General features: G+C 70.9%; 15 protein-coding genes. All 15 read right to left on the reverse strand.

Features of this window, described 5'->3' with window-relative positions:
• Positions 1-4: 4 nt before the first annotated feature.
• The gene (gene glgX, locus FH610_RS36750; protein ID WP_139579838.1) at positions 5-2,116 is read right to left on the reverse strand and encodes a glycogen debranching protein GlgX; all 2,112 of its coding nucleotides are present in this window, start codon (positions 2,114-2,116) and stop codon (positions 5-7) included.
• 10 nt (positions 2,117-2,126) lie between these two features.
• A complete protein-coding gene (locus FH610_RS36755) occupies positions 2,127-2,468 on the reverse strand; it encodes an STAS domain-containing protein (protein WP_139579839.1) in 342 nt (113 codons plus the stop codon).
• Between the two features lie 66 nt (positions 2,469-2,534).
• Positions 2,535-5,096, reverse strand: a complete 2,562-nt coding sequence (locus tag FH610_RS36760) for a DJ-1/PfpI family protein (protein WP_205826337.1) — start codon at positions 5,094-5,096, stop codon at positions 2,535-2,537.
• On the reverse strand, positions 5,093-6,691 hold the full coding sequence (locus tag FH610_RS36765; RefSeq protein ID WP_139579840.1) for a thiamine pyrophosphate-binding protein: 1,599 nt from the start codon (positions 6,689-6,691) through the stop codon (positions 5,093-5,095). Before FH610_RS36765 ends, FH610_RS36760 begins: the two co-directional genes overlap by 4 nt.
• 6 nt (positions 6,692-6,697) lie before the next feature.
• Positions 6,698-7,522: a type 1 glutamine amidotransferase domain-containing protein gene (locus FH610_RS36770; RefSeq protein ID WP_041952867.1), complete on the reverse strand. Its 825-nt coding sequence runs from the start codon at positions 7,520-7,522 to the stop codon at positions 6,698-6,700.
• A 131-nt stretch (positions 7,523-7,653) separates the two neighbouring features.
• Positions 7,654-8,424 carry a MinD/ParA family ATP-binding protein gene (locus FH610_RS36775; protein ID WP_081964603.1) on the reverse strand — a complete coding sequence of 257 codons (771 nt, stop codon included), beginning with the start codon at positions 8,422-8,424 and terminating at the stop codon, positions 7,654-7,656.
• 6 nt (positions 8,425-8,430) lie between these two features.
• Complete coding sequence (locus FH610_RS36780; protein ID WP_139579841.1) at positions 8,431-9,738, reverse strand: PP2C family protein-serine/threonine phosphatase; 1,308 nt, start codon at positions 9,736-9,738, stop codon at positions 8,431-8,433.
• Between the two features lie 4 nt (positions 9,739-9,742).
• Positions 9,743-10,960, reverse strand: a complete 1,218-nt coding sequence (locus tag FH610_RS36785; protein ID WP_139579842.1) for an acyltransferase family protein — start codon at positions 10,958-10,960, stop codon at positions 9,743-9,745.
• An 18-nt stretch (positions 10,961-10,978) separates the two neighbouring features.
• Positions 10,979-11,875 (reverse strand): TIGR03619 family F420-dependent LLM class oxidoreductase, encoded by an 897-nt coding sequence (locus FH610_RS36790; RefSeq protein ID WP_139579843.1) that lies wholly within the window; start codon positions 11,873-11,875, stop codon positions 10,979-10,981.
• Between the two features lie 3 nt (positions 11,876-11,878).
• Positions 11,879-13,417: a mycofactocin dehydrogenase MftG gene (mftG, locus tag FH610_RS36795; protein ID WP_139579844.1), complete on the reverse strand. Its 1,539-nt coding sequence runs from the start codon at positions 13,415-13,417 to the stop codon at positions 11,879-11,881.
• A gap of 26 nt (positions 13,418-13,443) precedes the next feature.
• The gene (locus tag FH610_RS36800) at positions 13,444-14,901 is read right to left on the reverse strand and encodes an MFS transporter (protein WP_067284637.1); all 1,458 of its coding nucleotides are present in this window, start codon (positions 14,899-14,901) and stop codon (positions 13,444-13,446) included.
• A 205-nt stretch (positions 14,902-15,106) separates the two neighbouring features.
• A complete protein-coding gene (locus FH610_RS36805; RefSeq protein WP_139579845.1) occupies positions 15,107-15,511 on the reverse strand; it encodes a VOC family protein in 405 nt (134 codons plus the stop codon).
• Between the two features lie 9 nt (positions 15,512-15,520).
• Positions 15,521-15,982: a nuclear transport factor 2 family protein gene (locus FH610_RS36810; RefSeq protein WP_041952873.1), complete on the reverse strand. Its 462-nt coding sequence runs from the start codon at positions 15,980-15,982 to the stop codon at positions 15,521-15,523.
• 55 nt (positions 15,983-16,037) lie between these two features.
• Positions 16,038-16,460, reverse strand: a complete 423-nt coding sequence (locus FH610_RS36815; protein ID WP_205826339.1) for a nuclear transport factor 2 family protein — start codon at positions 16,458-16,460, stop codon at positions 16,038-16,040.
• Between the two features lie 503 nt (positions 16,461-16,963).
• The gene (locus tag FH610_RS36820; RefSeq protein WP_205826340.1) at positions 16,964-18,355 is read right to left on the reverse strand and encodes an MDR family MFS transporter; all 1,392 of its coding nucleotides are present in this window, start codon (positions 18,353-18,355) and stop codon (positions 16,964-16,966) included.
• Positions 18,356-18,678: the final 323 nt, after the last annotated feature.

Raw genomic sequence — 18,678 nt, forward strand, 5'->3', positions numbered from 1 at the left:
TCCTTCACTCCTCTGGTAGTCGTTCCCTCGCGACCAGGACGAGCGTGGCCCGCGGGCCGATCGAGACCCGTACCTGGTCGGCCAGCCGGGGCTCGCGTCCCGGCTCGTGGGCGTCGTGCGGCGGCGCGGCCGCCGTGTCGGCGAACAGGTGCCAGACGGTGCCCTCAGGGGGTGCGGGGAGCTCCAGGACGTGCCCCTCCCAGTAGGAGTTGGCCGCCACGTAGACGCAGTCGTATCCCCCGTCATCCCTCATGGTGGAGAACATGGCCGCGACCAGGCGGCTGTGCGGCGACCAGTCCGGCGTCCACGCGTGCACGCCGTGCCAGCTCACCTCGGGAAGCCGCCCGTCCACCGAATGGCCGAGCGCCCCCTCCCCGCGCCGCAGGGCGGGGTGGGCGCGGCGGAACGCGATCGCGTTGCGGACGAACCGGTGCAGGTCCCGGTGCTCCCGGGCGAGATCCCAGTCGATCCACGACAGCGGCCCGTCGTGGCAGTAGGCGTTGTTGTTGCCCTGCTGAGTGCGGCCCATCTCGTCGCCGGCGAGCAGCATCGGGATCCCGTGGCTGGTCAGCAGGAGCAGCAGGGCGTTGCGCACCTGCCGGGCGCGCAGCGCCAGCACGTCCGGATCGTCCGTCGGGCCTTCGTGCCCGCAGTTCCAGGAATGGTTGGCCGAGTCCCCGTCGCGGTTCTCCTCCCCGTTGAGCTCGTTGTGCTTGCGGTTGTACGACACCAGGTCGCGCAGGGTGAAGCCGTCGTGGGAGGTGACGAAGTTCACCGAGGCGACCGGCCCCCTGGGGCCGTAGATGTCGGTGGAGCCGGTCATGCGGGCGGCCAGCTCGCCCACGGTCCCGAGATCGCCCTTGACGAACCGCCGCACGGCGTCGCGGTAGCGCCCGTTCCACTCCGACCAGCGGCAGTACGACGGGAACGACCCCACCTGGTAGAGGCCGGCCGCGTCCCACGCCTCCGCGATGAGCTTGCAGTCGCGCAGCACCGGGTCGTGGGCGAGCGACTCCAGCAGCGGCGGGTTCGCGAGGACCGTACCGTCGGGGGCGCGCCCGAGCACGGCCGCCAGGTCGAACCTGAACCCGTCGACGTGGAATTCCGCCGCCCAGTGGCGCAGGCAGTCGAGAACGAATTCCCGCACGACCGGGTGATTGCAGTTCACCGTGTTGCCGGTGCCGCTGAAATTGTAGTAATGGCCGTCCGGCGTGAGCATGTAATAGGTGCTGTTGTCGAGGCCGCGGAACGAAATCGACGGCCCCCGCTCGTTTCCCTCCGCCGTGTGGTTGAAAACCACGTCGAGCACGACCTCGATGCCCGCGCGGTGGAACTGCTTCACGAGGTTCTTCATCTCGTCGACCTGCATGCCGTAGGGCCCGGAGGCCGCGTAGGAGGCCTTGGGGGCGAAGAACCCGACCGTGTTGTAGCCCCAGTAGTTGTGCGGCCCGCGCGGGTTGTCCAGCTCGTCGAACTCGAAGACGGGCATCAGCTCGACGCAGTTGACCCCGAGGTCCACGAGGTACGGCAACCGCTCGACCAGGCCGGCGAACGTGCCGGGGGCCCGCACCCCCGACGACGGGTGCCTGGTGAAGCCCCTGACGTGCAGCTCGTACACGATCAGGTCCTCCGGGCGTATCCCGGGCGGCCGGTCGTCCTCCCAGTCGAAGTCGTCCAGCGCGATCCGGCCCCGGTAGGGGTACACGGCGTCGCGGGGGGCGTCCCACACCTCCCGTCCGCCGACGAGCTTGGCGTACGGGTCGAGGAGGATCGTCCCCGGGTCGAACCGGTGGCCGTCCTGGGGGCGGGACGGGCCGTCGGCGCGGTAGCCGTACTCGAGCGTCTCGACGTCCAGCCCCAGGTCGTCGAGCCCGAACACGGTCATGGCGTACACGCCGCCCCGGCGGAACGACGGCGGGAACGGCAGTTCCACGAGGGGCGCCGCCTCCCCCCGCCGGAACAGCACGAGCGTCATGGCGGTCGCGTTGTTGGAGTAGACCGAGAAGTTGACGCCGCCCGGCACCGGGGTGGCCCCGAAGGGAAGGGTCCGCCCCGCCCGGACCGGCACGCCGCCGATCCGGTGCGTCGGGTACGCGTCGACGCGGGTCTCGAGCATCGGGTCCTGCCTAACGGTCGGCCACTGAAGAGTCGGTCACGGAGGAGCCGGCCACGCGAAAGAGGTCGAGGAGACCGGTCGCGGCCATCACGGTCTCGATCTCGGGAGGGACGCCGGTCAGCGCCACCCGCCCGTCGGCCGCGCGGTGCAGCAGGAGCAGCACCCGCAGCCCCGCGCTCGACAGATACGTCACGCCGGACATGTCCAGCAGCACCCGCCCGTCCTCCGGCAGCAGCTCCATGAGCCGCCGCTGCACGCCGGGACCCGAGCGGCCGTCAAGCTCCCCGGTCAGCCCGATGACCGTCGTCCCGTCGCGTACGGATGTGTCGACCAGCACGACCGGCTCGGTCATCGGGACTCCTTCGTCGGCTCGTTCGACGGCTTGTTCATCGGGGCTCACCGGGGGCCTATCAGGGGGCTATCGAGGAGCGAGGTGCGCGCGGACCGTGACCGGCCGTTCTGAGTCCGGCAGCTTGACCGTGAGGCCCTCGGGGTCGAACGCGGAGTAGGGCCTGCCGTCCACCTCGACCCAGTCGAGGCGCACCATGCCGGGCGGCAGGGCGTCCGGCGCGACCCGCAGCACCCGGTCGGGGAACCCGTCCGGGCAAGGCCGGAACCACAGGCTCAGCGGTTCCCGGTCGAGGAGCAGGCGCTGGTAGACCGTCGCCAGGAAGCACAGCTCGGCCGCGTGGCACATGCTCATCGAGTGGCTGCCCTTCAGCCGTTCGGTCCCCACCAGGTAGGGCGTGCCGTCCGCCAGCACGTTGAAGTAGACGCCGCCCTCGTCGTGGTCGAGGAAGAACGCGTTGTAGAACGCGGCCGCCTCGCGCGCCCGTCCCCGGAACTCCTCCTGCCCGGTCAGCGCGGCCAGGATCTGGTAGGCCAGGATCGCCTGCTCCTGCTGCCACCAGGCCTTGCGGTCGTGCCAGACGAAGCGGTGCACCCGCCGCCCCGGCTCCAGGCTCCGCTCGACCACGTCGTACCAGCCGCCGCGGCGCAGGTCGGCGCCGAGCTCCGGCATCCGGTGGCCGATCCGCTCGGCGAGCTCGCGGTAGCGGTCCTTCGGACGGATCGACATCATCCGCATGAGGTTCCACGAGATCTTGAGGTTGTGCCCGACCACCGCCCTGTCCTGCTGCCAGTCCCACGTGCGGTCCGGGGACCAGTCGCCGTGGAACCGCTCCTGCACGAACGGGCTGTCCTCGCGCGGCATGTGCCGCACGATCAGGTCGAACGTCTCCTCCAGCATGTCGGCGTGCCGCTCGTCGCCCGTCCCGAGGAACAGGTTGATCAGATACGCCGGCGCGTGGTCGCCGACGGAGTTCCAGTTCTTGCGCGACCGGTTGGGCCCGAGCGACTCGTGGTGCGGGCTGAGCAGGATCGGGTCGATGTGGGAGTAGTAGCCGCCGCGGTCGGGATCGCGGAAGAACTTGCGGAACAGCCGCAGGGTGCCGTCGATGTCGGCGGCCACCTCCGGGTCGCCGGTCACCCGGAAGAACTGCGTGGGCCCGGCGAGGGCGTAGATCTGCTCGTACATCGGGATGGCGTCGTAGTCGTCGCCGAACTCCGAGGTGAAGAGCTTGTGCTCGACCCCGTCCCGCACGTCGACGCCGTGGTACCAGTAGACGACGTCCTCGTCGGGGTCGACGAACCGCATGTGCTCGCGCAGGTAGGCGGTGCCGCGCTCGGCCACCTCGAGGAAGTCCTCGTCGCCGGTGAGCATGTACGCCGACGACATCCCGTAGACCAGCCGCGAGATGGTGTCGGTCTCCTGCACGTGGTGGTCGGCCTTGTCGCCGCCCAGCCGCAGCACCGTGCGGTAGTCGGCGAAGTCCACCGGCCCCTCGTCCCCGAACTGGGCCCGCCGGTAGAAGCGGCCCAGCTCGCGGATCTGCCGCACCCACCAGTCGGGCTGCTCGAAGACGTGCTCGTCGGGTCTGCGGCCGACGAAGACCAGCCGCTTGGCGTCGAAGGAGGCCGGCCCGCCGTCGGGGTAGAAGATCCCGTGGGCGAACAGCCGCCGCCCCGGCGTGAGCAGCTCCCGCAGGTGACCGGACGCGTCGAGGTAGGGATCGCCGAGGTTGCGCAGGAACTCGGCCGATGTGGTCGAGGTGAGCCGCGCGGTGACCGTGCGGCCCTCCGCGGTGCGCAGGTCGACGAGCCCCTGCTCGGCGTCGTACCCGGTGATCACGCCGGCCACCAGGTCGGAGTAGGTGTAGCCGCCGCGCAAGGCCGGCTCCGTGTCCCCCGACGCGGCCCGGGGGGAGGGGACGGCGGGCCGCCGGTCGCCCTCCCCCCTGTTCTCCGTCCCGCTCTCCTTCCCGACCGGCTCGTGGCGGACCGGTAGGTGGCGGGGCGCGGCGCGCCGGGGCACGACGCGCCGGGGAGCGCCGGCCGTCCTGCGCCCGCGCCGCGCCGCGATCAGCTCGATCATCATGCGGGCGAAGGCGTGGCAGTGGTCGGCCGTGCGCGCGGTCACCAGGTCTCCGTCGACCACCACGTCCTGGTCGGTGTAGACCGCGCCCATGTTGCGCACGTCGGAGACGAGGTTGTTGTGGCAGGTCACCCGGCGTCCCCGGACGACCTCCGCGATGGGCGACACCAGCCACATGCCGTGGCAGACGATCCCCTTCAGCACGTCCGGCAGCGCGAACGCGTCCCGCAGCAGGCGCACCGCGGGGGAGAGCTCCCCCGCGTTCTCGCTGTAGCGCAGCCGGTCCGACACCATGCCGGACGGGACGATGAGCGCGTCGAGCTCCCGCAGGCCCTCGGCGTCGAGAGCCTCCAGGTCGCCGTCCACGGTCAGGGGCTCGCGGAACTCGTGCCCGTGGAAGGTGAGCGACGGCTGCCCCCACAGGCGGGTGACGAACCGGGTCCGCGCCCCTTCCTCCGCGAACCTGCGCTGGTAGTAGTGCACCTCGGGCTCGACGAAGTCGCTCTCGATGAGGATGGCGACGGTGGCCCCGTCCAGCCTGTTCACCGGGTCCCTCCCGTGTCGAGGTCGACGAGGAACGGGCCGGGCGCGGACAGCATCCGCTCGACGGCGCGCTCCACCTGTGCGGGTTTGTCCACCCGGACGGCCTCGACGCCCATGCTCCGGGCGAGGGCCGGGAAGTCGATCTCCGGCCGGGCGAGGTCGAAGCCGGACGGGTGCGCGTGCGGGGGGACGTCCCGCTCGCGCCAGTACTGCTCGATGTTGTCGTCGAGCAGCTGATAACGGCGGTTGTTGCAGATGACGAACCGCGCGGCCACGTTGTGCCGGGCCGCCGTCCACAGGGCCTGGATCGTGTACATGCTGCCGCCGTCCCCGGTGAAACCGACGACCTCGGCGTCCGGCCGGGCCAGCTTCGCCCCGATCGCACCCGGGATGCCGACGCCGAGCGAGCCGCCCCTGGTGAGGAAGTACGACCCGGGGACGCGGGCGGGCAGGCGGCGGGTGAGCGCGGGCGAGGCGGTGAGCGCCTCGTCGAAGACGACCAGGCCGGCCGGCACCCGGCGGGCGATCTCGGCCGCGAAGGCGTCCATCAGCGTGTCGCCCTCCGGGGGCGGCCCCGCGAGCGCCGGGCGGACCGGCGCGGGAGGCAGGCGGTCGGCGAGGGCGGCCAGTGTGAGCTTGGGGTCGGCGCACAGCGCGACGTCCACGGGGAAGTTCTTGGCGATCTCGTAGTCGTCGAGGTCGACGTGGACGATCCGTGCGTCCTCCCTGAACGGGCTGACCAGGTGGGGGAAGACCTCGGGGAACACGTACGTCCCCACGATCAGCACGGCGTCGGCGTCGCGGACCGCCGCGGCGCTGACGTGGCCGAACATGTGCCCGAGCTGCCCCCGGTAGAGCGGATGCGCGGTGTCGATGTTGACCTCGGACGAGTCGACCCCCCAGACCGGGGCGCCGAGCCGCTCGGCCACGAGCGCCAGCTCCTCCTGGGCGCCGGAGACCGCGACGCCGTCGCCCATGAGGATCACCGGTGACCGCGCGTCCCGCAGCACCCGGGCCGCCCGGTCGAGGTCGTACGCGGCCGGCGTCACCGCGCGGCTCGGCACGGTGCTCGGCACCGCCGGCTCGGCGGTCTGCGCGTCGAGGACGTCCATCGGCAGCGCCACGAAGACGGGGCCCCGCGGCGGCGTCATCGCCGTCTTGACGGCCCGGCGCAGCACCCGCAGCACCGAACCGGGGTGCGTGACCCGGGTGGCGTACTTCGTCACCGGCCGCGCCATCGCCACGAGGTCGGCGGCCATCTGGGCGTCCATGCTCTCGTACTGGACGCCCGCCTCGCCCGCGACGACGACGAGGGGCGAGTGGCCGCGCATGGCCTGGTACAGCATGCCGACCGCGTTGCCCAGCCCCACGCCGGCGTGGAGTTGGACGAGCGCGGGCCCCGCCGTGGCGCGGGCGTAGCCGTCCGCGATGGCCACCGCGACGGTCTCCTGCAGGGCCAGGACGTACTCCATGTCCGCGCGCTGTTCGAGGACATCGAGGAAGCCCTGCTCAACGGTGCCGGGATTGCCGAAGACGAGCCTGATCCCGTCCGCCGCGAACTGCTCGAACATCGCGACCTTGCCCGGTCTCGAAGCCACGTCGGATCACCAGCCGTACCGGCGCAGCCCGGTCTCGAGGACGTCCACCAGCTTCTCCCCCGACAGGAACGAGTCGGGCGTGGACCTGGCGGTGATGAACGGGTAGTCGACGATGACGGAGGTCTCCCTGCCGACGTTGCCGTGGTAGCGGCCGTCGGGGCCGGTCGCGTCGCGCAGGATGTACTCCAGCGGGTACGGCGGCGGGCCCATGTTGAAGTCCACGCCGAGGAAGCCGGTGCCGTCCTTGTAGTCGTACTCCTTGCAGTGGCCGGTGACGTGCTTGCCCCAGATGATGCTCTCCCGGGTCTCCCAGTCGCGGGCGAAGGCCAGGCAGGCGATGCCGTAGCACTCGGCCAGGATCGGCTTGTCCGCCCGGAGGAACGCGAGGATCAGGTCGTGCACCCGGCCGCTGTTGGCGAGGTCGACGATCGGGCCGCTGCCGCCCACGATCACCAGCGCGTCGTACTGCTCGATGTCGGCGTCGACCTCGCCCAGGGCGCGGTAGTACGCCTCCAGCTTGCGGAGGTGGTCGGGCTCGCTGTCATACGGCCGCTCGGGAATCCACGCGCTCAGGCTCAGCGGGGCGTCCAGCCGGTTCGACTCGTCGAGGTCCCTGGCCGCGACGGCCACCTCCGGCGTGGTGACCGAGCGGCCGAGCGGCGGGTCGATGTAGCCGGGGTCGAGGCTCGGCGGGAGGGCGCGGGGCCGCTTCCCCGTCGGCGTGGCGAAAACGGTCTCATATCCTTCCCGGTCGAAAGCGGTGACCGGGCCGAGCAATTCCTCCCCCCAGTAGCCGTACTCGGAAAGGAGAACGAGAATTCTTTTCGACATGTTGATTGCTCTCCCATCTACGTGCGGTCGTGATGAATTCCGTCAGCCAGAAGTCAAGGCGACGCGGATGCGACGGACAAGAAAAACGGCGGGGGCCGCGCCTACTTCTTGAAGTCGGCGGCGGCACTCCGTCAGGTGCGCAGCCCGGCCAGCAGATTCGCGACGTCGTGCAGCGCGACCGTGAAAGGGTGCTCGGGAAAGGCGGCCGCGAACAGCCCGGTGTGGTCGCCCCTGGCCAGCTCCGCGGCCCAGGGCAGCGCGCCGGCCATCGGGGATTCGTACCGGCGCAGCGCGATGCCGGTGAGCGCGGTGTTCGTCATCCCGGGCGGGACCATCGTGAACAGCACGAGGGCGAAGGGCACGCTGAGCCGTCTCGAAATGGTGGCCATCAGCGGGCCGCCGGACAGGCCGCGCGTGTCGGGGCGGGCCGCCGTCAGGCAGACGTCCGCGATGGCAAGGGCGTGCACGGCCTCGTGGTTGACCCCGGAATGCGTGTCCACGAGGACGGCGTCGAGGTCGAGCGCCACGGCCATCTGCCGGATGCCCTCGTGCAGCAGTCCCGTGTCGTACTGGCCCGCGAGGGCGGGCCGGGCTATCGCCCCCATGTCCACCACCCCGGGGGCGAGGTGCAGCGCGCCGCGGCCGCCGCCGAGACCGGCGAGCGGGCCGAGGTCGTACAGGATGTCGTCGAGCCCGCACTCGCCCACCAGGTAGCCGGTGATGCCGCGGCGCAGTTGCCCGTCGGGGACGCCGCAGGCGAGATGGAGGCCGGGCGCCTGCAGGCCGGCGTCGACGAGGCCGACCCGCAGGCCCAGCCGGGCGAGCAGATAGCCCAGGTTGGCGACGGCCGTGGTCTTGCCGACCCCGCCACCCCAGGAGTGGACCGTCACGATCATCGGCATGCGCCGTCACCGGCCGGCGAGCCGGCGCAGGGCCAGCATCGTGATGTCGTCGTACTGCTCGCCGTCGCGCAGATGGGCCTGTACGTCGGCCTCCACGCGGTCCAGCAGCCCCAGTGAGGTGCCGGCCAGGCCGCGGACCAGGGCCGACAGGCGGTCCTCCCCGTAGAACTCGCCTTCGGGGTCCCGGCTGTCCGTCACCCCGTCGGTGTAGGCGAGCAGCACGTCGCCGGGGTCGAGCCGCACCTCGGCGAGGCGGAACTCCGAGTCGGGGTGCAGCCCCACGGCCGGTCCGGTCACCTGCAGCCGCTCCAGGCGGCCGCCCACCCGCCTGAGGAGCGGTGGGTTGTGGCCGCCGTTGGCGTACAGCAGGCAGCCGGACTCCGGATCGAGCACCCCGAAGAAGACGGTCGCGAAGTACCCCTGGTGGTTGCTCGTCATGTAGCGGTTGGTCCCCGTCATGGCCTGCAGCAGGGGCGCCGCCCCCGGCACGAGCGCGGGGGACTCCTGCCGGACGTCCCGGGCGAGCGCTTCGAGCGGCGGCAGGCCGTCGAAGAGGTTCCACTGCCCGGCGTGCTCGGCCGTGTGCCGCAGCAGCGTGCGGATCAGGGCCATGAACAGCGCCGCCCCGACCCCCTTGTCGCACACGTCCGCCACCACGATGGACAGGCGGCGTCCCTGCAGCAGGGGGAACGCGTCGTAGAAGTCGCCGGCCACCGCCCGGGCCGGGCGGAAGCGTACGTCGATCTCCCAGCCCGGCGCGCACGGGAGGTCGGAGGGCAGGAACCCCTCCTGGATCTCCTGGGCGATGCGCAGCTCGCGCTCGTACTGGCGGAGGGAGACGGCCAGGGCCGCCTCCTCCGCCACGCGGGCCAGCCGGTGCCGCTCCACGTCGCACATCAGCTGGGTCCTGATGAGCGAGCCGCGGTACGGCGGGACGAGGTAGTGGTAACCGTGCTTGACGCAGGCCTCCAGGTCGGCCAGCTCCCCGTCCAGGTAGACCATCACCGCCGTGTGGCGCCCCTGGTGCCGCCCGGACGGGTCGCCCTCCGGCGCCGGGGGGACGAGGAGGTCCCCGTTCCCCCGGCGCAGGAGCATTCCGTACCGGCCGACGCGGTCCGCGCCCAGTGAGGACGGGAGCAGGAGCAGGTCGGGCGGGTCGGGTCCGGTGAGGTGCTTGACGACCTCGTCCGGCAGGGCGTGGACGACCCGCATCCTCGCGGCCCGCAGCGCCTCGTCGAGGTCGTGCCCGTCCTCCTGGGACGTCTCGAGGGACGTTCTGTCGCGCAGGACGAGCACCGCCGACAGCTCGGCCATCGGACTATCCCTCCGGCGGCGGAAGGGGAAGGGCGGAGGGGGCGGGCCTGGGAGAGACGACCGTGTCCTCGGGCGCCGCCACCGCCTCGGGGGCGACGGCCCCGGCGGGCCGCCGGCGCGGTTTGCTCCAGCGCCGCATCGCCGGCACCTCGACGAAGCGGTAGAGCAGCCAGGACAGCGCGATGGTCACGGCGAGGGCGGCCAGCAGCATGCCGAGCGCGGGCAGGGTGTCCCACTGCCGCTTCGCGCCCACCGCCATGTGTCCGAAGCGGAGCACGAGCCGGTGCCACAGGTAGAAGGCGAACGAGATGTCCCCCAGCCACACCATCGCCGGAAGGCGCAGCAGCGATCTGGTGCCTCTGACGTCGGCCATGGCGGCGGCCGGGATCACCAGGGCCATCGGGATCGCGGTGACGGCCACCATCCGGTAGACGACCGGGACCACGCCGGCGGCCAGGAAGCCCACCACCAGCAGCGCGAACGCCGGGCCGAGCCGGAGCCCTATCCACTTGCCGCTGAGGACGATGCGCGCCATGACCATGCCGAGCACGAAGTCGAGCGCGCGCACCGGCGGGGCGGTGTAGGCCAGCCAGAACTCCCACTGCGACACGTTGTGCCAGGGGATGCTCGGGCCGCCGGTGGGCAGGGGCAGCCGGGCGACGACGGTGGGCACGGCCCACATCAGGGCGAGCAGCCCGCCGGCCAGCCACCACAGCCGTTCCGGCCTGATCCGGTTGATCCGCGTCAGCAGGAACGGGAACAGCAGGTAGAACGCCGCCTCGCAGGACAGCGACCAGGAGACGGAGTTCACGCTGAGCATGACCGACAGGTTCGGGGTCCACGCCTGCAGCAGGAACAGGTTGAGCAGCGCGGGCCCGGCCTGGGGCGGCGTCACGAGCCAGGTCAGCAGCAGCGCCGCGACCAGGAACGTGACGAAGTGGTTCGGGTAGACCTTGAATAACCGGCGGCGCCAGAACCGTCCCGGCGTGTCACCGGCCCTGGCGGACCAGGTGAGGACGAACCCGCTCAGGATGAAGAAGAATCCGACGCCCGTGGGCCCGCCCTGACCGAGGATGGCCGCGTACACGTCCTGCGCGGCGGGGTCGGCGAACACGTGCTCGAACTGGGCGTGAAAGAAGAAGATCATGCCGGCGGCGATGATCCGCATACCGGTCAGCGACGGCAGCCGCGTGGTCGACACGGCCGTGCCGGTGGTTTCCATTGGATCTCCTCAACTCACTCACGGAGAAGAGATGTGGGCGGCGTTGCGACGGACGTAGTCCGTCAGCCCGCGCGCCCCGAGGTTGGGAGGGGCCCACAGCACCAGGCGGTCGACGCCCAGGCGCCGGTAGGCCTCGACGATGTCCTTGTCGATCCCGCCCCTGGGCGGGGACACCGTGATCGACAGAGGACCGAGCCGGGCCGGCCGCTCCACCGTCCGCGCGATGTCGCGCAGGCGCATGAGCAGGGCCTCGAGGTGCGCGGGCGGCAGGCCGAAGGCGAACCACCCGTGGGCGTGCGTGATCGCGAGGCGCAGCGCCTTGTCGCTGTGGCCGCCCGCGACCAGCGGCAGGTCGGCCTGCACCGGCCGGGGGAAGGACTCCACGCCACTGAAGTCGACGTGGGCGCCGTGGTAGGCCACCGGCGGCTCGTCGTACCACAGGGCGCGCATGGCCTCCAGATGCTCGCGGCCGCGGTCGGCGCGGCCCCTGAAGGCCACCCCGACCGCGTCCGCCTGGGCCCTGATGTAGCCCATGCCGAAACCGAGCGTGAACCGCCCGCCCGACAGCCGGTCGAGCGTCGCCACCTGCTTGGCCGTGATCACGGGATTGCGCAGCGGCAGCAGCATGACGCCGGTGCACAGCCGGATCGTGCTGGTCAGCGCCGCCAGATGGGACAGCGTGATCAGCGGGTCGTTGAGGACGTACCCGGGGTGGAACCACCCGCCCGGAGGCGGGGGCACCGGCATCACCGGGTGCTCCCCCATCCACAGCGAGTCGTAGCCGGCGTCCTCGGCGAGCCGGGCGATGTCCCGCATGTCGGCGGGGTCCTCCACGGTCTCGCCGCCGTTGAGGGCGAACAGGCCGATGGCGGGCGGTGCGGTCTCCGCACGTGCGATTTCGGTGGTGAGCGGCATTTTCTAGTCCTGGTCGGCCCGCAGCCAGTCGGCGACACGCTCGCCGATCATGATGCAGGTGAGGTTGGTGTTGACTCGGATGGTGACGGGGATGACGGACGCGTCCGCCACGACGAGGCCCTCGACGCCCCGCACGCGGCAGCGCTCGTCCACCACCGCGCCCGGGTCCCCGTCGGGTCCCATGCGGGCCGTGCCCATCGGGTGGCAGTGGTTGTCGACGGTGGCGCGCATGAACTCGTCCAGCGCCTCGTCGGACTCGATGACCTCCGGCGACGGCACCATGTCGCCCATCGCGAACGGCCGGAAGTACGGGGTCTCGGCGATGCGCCGGGCGAGGCGGATGCCCTCCCGCATGCGGCGCAGGTCCTCGGGGTGGTCGAAGAAGTTGTAGACGATCTTCGGCGCGGCCGCGGGGTCGGTCGACTCGACCGTCACCCGGCCGACCGAGAACGGCCGTTCGACCCCCGTCGAGATCATGAAGACCTTGTCGGTGCCGATCTGCTCGCGCAGGTCGGCGGCGAACCCGTTCAGGTCGACGTGACTGAAGACGTAGATCTGCATGTCGTCGGTCTCGCCGGAGCCGGGGTAGGTCCCCTGCAGCATCATCTGCACGACCGGCAGCGACTCGTCGTACACGCCGGGCCGCGGGCGGAAGGTCACCAGGCAGGTGGGGTGGTCCTTCAGGTTCTCGCCCACGCCCGGCAGGTCGGCGACCACGGGGACGCCGAGCCGTCCGAGGGCCTGGGCGTTCCCGATCCCCGACCGCATGAGGATGGCCGGCGTGCCGATCGCGCCCGCGCTGAGCACGATGCGGTCGCCCCGGACGACCTCCTCGCCCCGCTCGCCGCGGACGACGACGCCGACGGCGCGGCCGTCCTCCACGAGGATCCTGTCGACCAGTGTCTCCGGTCTGATCTCCAGGTTGCCGCGCTCGCGCGCCGGCCCGAGGTAGGCGATGGCCGTGGAGATCCGCAGCCCGTCCACCTGGTTGGTGGCCAGCGGGCCGACCCCGGCGCCGTCCGGCGCGTTGTGGTCCTCGGTCTCCGGGAAGCCGAGCGACTTGCACGCCTCCCGCAGGGCCACCTGCAGCGGGCCGAGCTGCTCGTCCCGCCACCGCCAGACCGGGATGGGCCCGCCCTTCCCGTGGTCGGGCGGGCCGAAGTCGCGGTCGTCCTCCAGCCGGTTGAAGTAGGGCAGGACCTCCTCCCACGTCCAGCCGCCCACGCCGAGGGAGGACCACTCCTCGAAGTCGACGGGTCGCGGCCGTACGGCCAGCGAGGTGTTGATGGCCGAGCAGCCGCCTACGACCTTGCCGCGGGCCAGCGGGATCTCCCGCCCGGGCACCGCCTCGGCCCGGAAGCCCCAGTCGTGGTCGATGAACGACGGGTAGAGGCCGTTGCGGAGGTCCTCCGGCATGGTCTCGACGTCGGGGAAGTCGGGGCCGGCCTCCAGCAGCAGGACACGGCGGTCCGGGTCCTCGGAGAGCCGGGCGGCCACGACCGCCCCGGCCGACCCGGCCCCGATGATGATGTCGGTGTACATGAGGGCAACTCCTGAGTCCGGTCGCGTCACCGGGCGCGGAACCGTCCGGTCCACCACCGGTTCGGTATGGTCACCACGGAGGCCAGCGCCGCGAGCGCGATGAGGTAGACGAGACTCGCCGCGAACGCCCTGCCGTAGGCGGCGGGGGAGACGCTCGCGCCGTTGAGGGTGCCGAAGAAGATGATCCCGATGATCGCGACGCCGAGAGCGCCGGCCATCTGCTGGACCGTGGACAGCACACCCGAGGCCGACCCGGCGTACTCCGGCTCCACGCCGAGCAGCACCTGGGACAGCAGCGGGGCGCCGACCATGCCGATCCCGGCGCCGGCCACGGCCATCAGCACCTCGTACAGCGGCAGGTTCACCCCGGCGCCGGCGTCGCGGGTGATCAGCGCGAGGCAGACCTCCCCGGCGACGATCAGGATCGCGCCGACGGTGAGCGTGCGGCGGCCGAGCCTGCGGATGAACTTCGCCGCGTTCATGGAGGTGGCGAAGAACGCCACGCCCATGGGCAGGAAGACCATCCCCGCCCTGAGCGGGGAGTAGCGGAGGCCGTCCTGCACGTACAGCGCGATCACGAGCATGAACGAGGCCATGCCGCCGTACACGGCGAGCACGGTGGTCAGGCCGGTCACGAACGACCGGGAACGGAACAGGGACGGCTCGACCAGGGGCGTGCCGCCCGCCCGGGACAGGCGCACCTGCTGCCACGTGAACAGCGCGAACACCACGACGCTCGCCGCCAGGGAGACGAACGTCCAGGCGGGCCAGCCCTCCTGCCGGCCCTCCACCAAGGGCACGAGCAGCAGCAGGACGGCGGGAAACACGATGGCCACACCGACCAGGTCGAGACCGCGCGCGCTCTCGGAACGCGACTCGGGGACCAGTCGCGGCAGCAGGAGCAACGTGACCAGGCCGATGGGCAGGTTCACCAGGAAGCAGGCGCGCCAGCCCAGCCCGAGCACGTCAGAGGCGATCAGCAGGCCGCCGATCACCTGCCCGCCGACCGTGGCGAGGCCGAGGGCGGCGCCGTACCCGGCGAACGCCCGCGGCCGGTCGTCACCGGTGTACGTGACGTTGATGATGGACAGGACCTGCGGGAACATGAGCGCGGCCGCCATGCCCTGCAGGGCCCGGGAGACCACCAGCATCTCCGCGCTCACCGCCAGGCCGCACAGGGCCGAGGCGACGGTGAACGCCGTGAGGCCGATGGCGAACACCCTGCGCCTGCCGTACAGGTCGCCGAGGCGTCCGCCGGTGATCAGGCCCGAGGCGTACGCGACGCCGTAGCCGGCGACGACGAACTGGATCTGCGCGTCGCTGGCGCTCAGTTCCGCCTGGGCCGACGGAATGGCGACGTTCACGATGAAGAAATCCAGAATTGTCATGAACGTGCCGACGAGAATGACGGGGAGCGCGAACCACCGAGTGCGGTCGTGCGTTTCTCCGATGCTCGCGGGGACCGATCCGGTGACGCTGCTCATGCCGTCACCTCGCAGCGGTCCTCGGCGTTTGCCGGAGGCACGCTTTCGATCGCCTTGCGAAACGCGCAGCGCCCGGTCATTCGCTCGCTTCGCTTGCTCATCTTCCTCTCCTAGGGCGTTGCGAACGGGGGGATTCCGATAAAGCTTTTCCGGCGGCGGCCGCGAGCTCCAGAATCGACCTGTGCTGGTATCGCGAGTACCACCGTCAGGCGCGGTCCCGATATCCCTCGCTCACTTCGACGATCACGCCGTCGGGGTCGCGCAGCCACACGCTGCGCCAGCCGTGGATGTGGGCGGAGAAATCGAGTGGGCCCAGGGTGATCTCGGCCTGCCCCTCGATGCGGCGCAGGAAGCCGTCGAGGTCGTCGGTCTGGAAGGCGATGTGCCTGACCGTGCCGGCGACCGGATGGCCGTCACCTCCGGGGGTCTCCCCCGCGGGCGGGCGGGCCTGCCCGAACAGCTCCAGGTAGGCGTCGCCCAGCCGCAGGAAGACGATGCGCAGGTCGCCGAGGTCGAACTCGTTCACCCTGCGGGCGCCGAACCAGGTCGTGTAGAACTTCTCGGTGGTGTCGAGGTCGCCGCAGTTCAGGGCGGCGTGTGACCAGCGCACGCCGACCTCTCAGACCACGGTGCGGGTGCCGTCGGGGTTCACCGGCGACCACCACATGTTGAACGCCGTGGTGCCGTCGCCGAAGATGGCGCCGCGCCCCTCGACGACCCGGCCGTTCTCCCACTTCAGCAGGTGCAGGCCCTCGATCTCCAGACGGTCGAACGGAGACGTGCTGTCGGAGGAGGCGTGGCCGCGGGTGGCGTAGGTGCGGTTGACGTCGACCGAGTAGCCGTCGACGTCGTTGACCAGCACGGTGACGGGGTCCATGGCGAAGGTGCCGCCGGAGACCTCGTGCACCTTGTTGATGAAGGCGACGAATGCCTCCAGGCCCTCGTGCCAGCCCGCGTACGGGTGGTGGCCGGGGGTCAGGAACCGGACCGCCGGGTCCCAGTACTGCTCGGCCTTGGCCAGGTCGCCCGACATGAGGGCGTCGTAGGCCTCGTACACGCGTGCGGCGGTGAGCTCGCTCATGCTTGCGCTCCTTACTGCTCTGCTTGCTGGGTTGTGGACGGATGTCGCCGGAGGGCTAGAGGGAGGCCGACCCTGGCATCGGGGCGAGGTCCTCGACCACGTAGGTGAGGATCCTGGGAGCGCCGTCCTCGGCCGTGACGGACCACGTCTGCGTGGCGTCGAAGCCGAGCCAGGTGCTCTTGGGCGCGGGCGCGTCCCAGATCGTGGCCTGCCAGTTGACGACGACCCGCACGTCCGCCCGGCCCGGCCCGGTCGGGGTCACGTCGACGGACTTCAGCTCGTGGATCTCGTCGAAGAACCGGTGCGTCACGGTGTCGTACCACTTGCGGAAGTCCTCGATGCCGTTCAGCGTGCCCTCGGGGAATTCCATGACCAGGCCCTCGGTGGCGAGAAAAGGAATCACCTTTTCCACGGGGTCGTGCCGGTCCAGCGCGTCGTACCATTCCTGTACGAGCCGGCGCACTTCTGCCTCGGTCACCGCGCACTCCTTTCTCGGAATCCGTTTCACGCGGTTGTTCCGAGTTAACGAAGGCAGCGCCCGGCGGGGCAAGGAAACGCAGAGAGAAGAGAACTACTCCGCCAACTGCACGCAATGTCAGCCGTTTCACACCGGCCGCGTGCGGGATCGTGACGGGCGGCCCGCGGGCGGTCCCACCGGCACACCGACCGGAGCGGAGCCATGCGCGGGAACAGCGGCGGCGCGCACAGGGAACGGAGCGGACGGGAACAGCGGCGGCGCGCACGGGGAACGGAGCGGCGGCGTGCGCGGGCCGGCGGTCCGGGTGGAGGCAGGACTGCCCGTGCCGATGCCGAAGAGTGGACGAGCAGCGGGGAAGCTCATGACGATCGAGGGCTCGGCATTGCCCCAAACTCTCTGGGGCGATGCCGAGCCCTCGATGCGGCGGAACGGGCAACGCTTGGAGTGGACGTCCCGCTTGAGGTCAACGCCAGGCGTTCCGCTCCACCGGCGTCACGCCGGTTTCATCGGCCGGATTCCTCGACCTCGACGCCGCTGCCGGCTCGGGCCGGCAGGAGCACGGCGGTGACGACCACAGCCAAGGACAGCACCGCGCCGATGACGAAGGCCAGCCGCATGCCGTCGAGGTTGGCGAGCGCCTCTGCGACTCCCGCCGACTTCAGGGCATCGGCTCGCGCGCTCATCACGGTGATCACGAGCGCGGTGCCGAAGGCCGCGGCGACCTGCTGCAGAGTGCTCAGGATCGAGCTGCCGTGGGAGTAGAGCTGCGGGGGAACCGCTCCGAGCCCGAGGGTGAACACCGGGGTGAAGGTCGCGGCCAGACTCACCATCAACAGCGCGTGCAGACCCAGGAGCTGCCAGTACGGCATGGTCATGGTGACCTGGGTGAGGCCGGCGAGCGCGAGCGCGATTCCGATCGCGCCGGGAATGACCAGAACCCGGCCGCCGAACCGGTCGAACAGACGGCCCACGGCCGGACCGAGCAGCCCCATCGCGAGACCGCCCGGCATCACGAGGAGTCCGGTCTCCAGAGGGCTGAGCTCGCGGACGTTCTGCAGGTACAGCGGCAGCAGGATCATCGAACCGAGCATCGCCATGAAGGCGACCGACATCAGGACCAGCGCGACCGTATAGGTGCGGTGGCGCAGGGTGCGCAGGTCCATCAGCGGCACGCCACGCTTCTGCAACGACAGCTGGCGGACGACGAAGACGACGATGGCGGCCAGGCCCACTGCCACGATCGCGGCGGCCACGCGGACGTCACCGCCCTCGAACCGGCTGAGCCCGTAGACCAGGCCGCCGAAGCCGGCGGCGGCGGTCACCACGCTCAACCAGTCGATCGCACCGACCTGGGTCTCTCCGACGTTCTTGAGCTGCTTCAGGCCGCGCCACGTGATCAGCGCGGCGATGGGGAGCACCACGGCGAACAGCAGCCGCCAGGACCCGAATTGAAGGATCAAGCCCGAGACCGTCGGACCCATCGCGGGCGCGACCGAGATGGCCAGGCTGACGTTGCCCATCACGCGGCCCCGTTCCGACTCCGGCACCACCTGCATCAACGTGGTCATCAGCAGCGGCATCATCACGGCCGTCCCTGACGCCTGGATGATGCGGGCGCCCAGCAGCACCTCGAACGACGGCGCGACGGCGGCCAGCGCCGTGCCGAACAGGAACAAACCCATCGCCGTGGCGTACGCGTGACGGGTGGACACCCTCTGCAGGAACCATCCGGTGATCGGGATGACGGCGGCCATGGTCAGCATGAAGGCGGTCGAGAGCCACTGCGCGGTCTGCTCGGTGATGTGCAGAGCGCCCATCAGCCGCGGGATCGCGTTGATCATGATCGTCTCGTTGAGGATGACCACGAACGTGGCGAGCACCAGCAGCCGGATCACGGCCGGGGTGCGCCTTGAGACGGCGGTAGCGGGTTCGGCAGGCGAATCAAGCTGTGCGATGGACACGGCACCTCGATCAGGGGTTGTCGGGTAACGACCTGGTCCTGGCTGGCGTCCCAACCCGGGGTCCCACAAGGATCTGTGGTTCATGGCAAGCCTGACAGGCACCACCGACAAAACTCATCGCCCATGCCGGATTCCGGCAGGCGACGCGGAACGGTCACCCGGTTTTCACCGCCGTCGGACGGCGATCTCCGGCCGCGATCTCCACTGTCCAGGTGGCGACGCCGCCGCTTACAAGTGGTGCTGCTCGAACGGTCTTC

The organism is Microbispora catharanthi, from assembly GCF_006334915.2.
Taxonomy (GTDB): Bacteria; Actinomycetota; Actinomycetes; order Streptosporangiales; family Streptosporangiaceae; genus Microbispora; species Microbispora catharanthi.

Bases quoted from the DNA above. Each gene is read 5' to 3' on its own strand.
- FH610_RS36755 (WP_139579839.1), bottom strand. From the start codon at position 2,468: ATGACCGAGCCGGTCGTGCTGGTCGACACATCCGTACGCGACGGGACG.
- FH610_RS36780 (WP_139579841.1), bottom strand. From the start codon at position 9,738: ATGGCCGAGCTGTCGGCGGTGCTCGTCCTGCGCGACAGAACGTCCCTC.
- FH610_RS36775 (WP_081964603.1), bottom strand. From the start codon at position 8,424: ATGCCGATGATCGTGACGGTCCACTCCTGGGGTGGCGGGGTCGGCAAG.
- glgX (WP_139579838.1), bottom strand. From the start codon at position 2,116: ATGCTCGAGACCCGCGTCGACGCGTACCCGACGCACCGGATCGGCGGC.
- mftG (WP_139579844.1), bottom strand. From the start codon at position 13,417: ATGTACACCGACATCATCATCGGGGCCGGGTCGGCCGGGGCGGTCGTG.
- FH610_RS36800 (WP_067284637.1), bottom strand. From the start codon at position 14,901: ATGAGCAGCGTCACCGGATCGGTCCCCGCGAGCATCGGAGAAACGCAC.
- FH610_RS36770 (WP_041952867.1), bottom strand. From the start codon at position 7,522: ATGTCGAAAAGAATTCTCGTTCTCCTTTCCGAGTACGGCTACTGGGGG.
- FH610_RS36810 (WP_041952873.1), bottom strand. From the start codon at position 15,982: ATGAGCGAGCTCACCGCCGCACGCGTGTACGAGGCCTACGACGCCCTC.
- FH610_RS36790 (WP_139579843.1), bottom strand. From the start codon at position 11,875: ATGCCGCTCACCACCGAAATCGCACGTGCGGAGACCGCACCGCCCGCC.
- FH610_RS36785 (WP_139579842.1), bottom strand. From the start codon at position 10,960: ATGGAAACCACCGGCACGGCCGTGTCGACCACGCGGCTGCCGTCGCTG.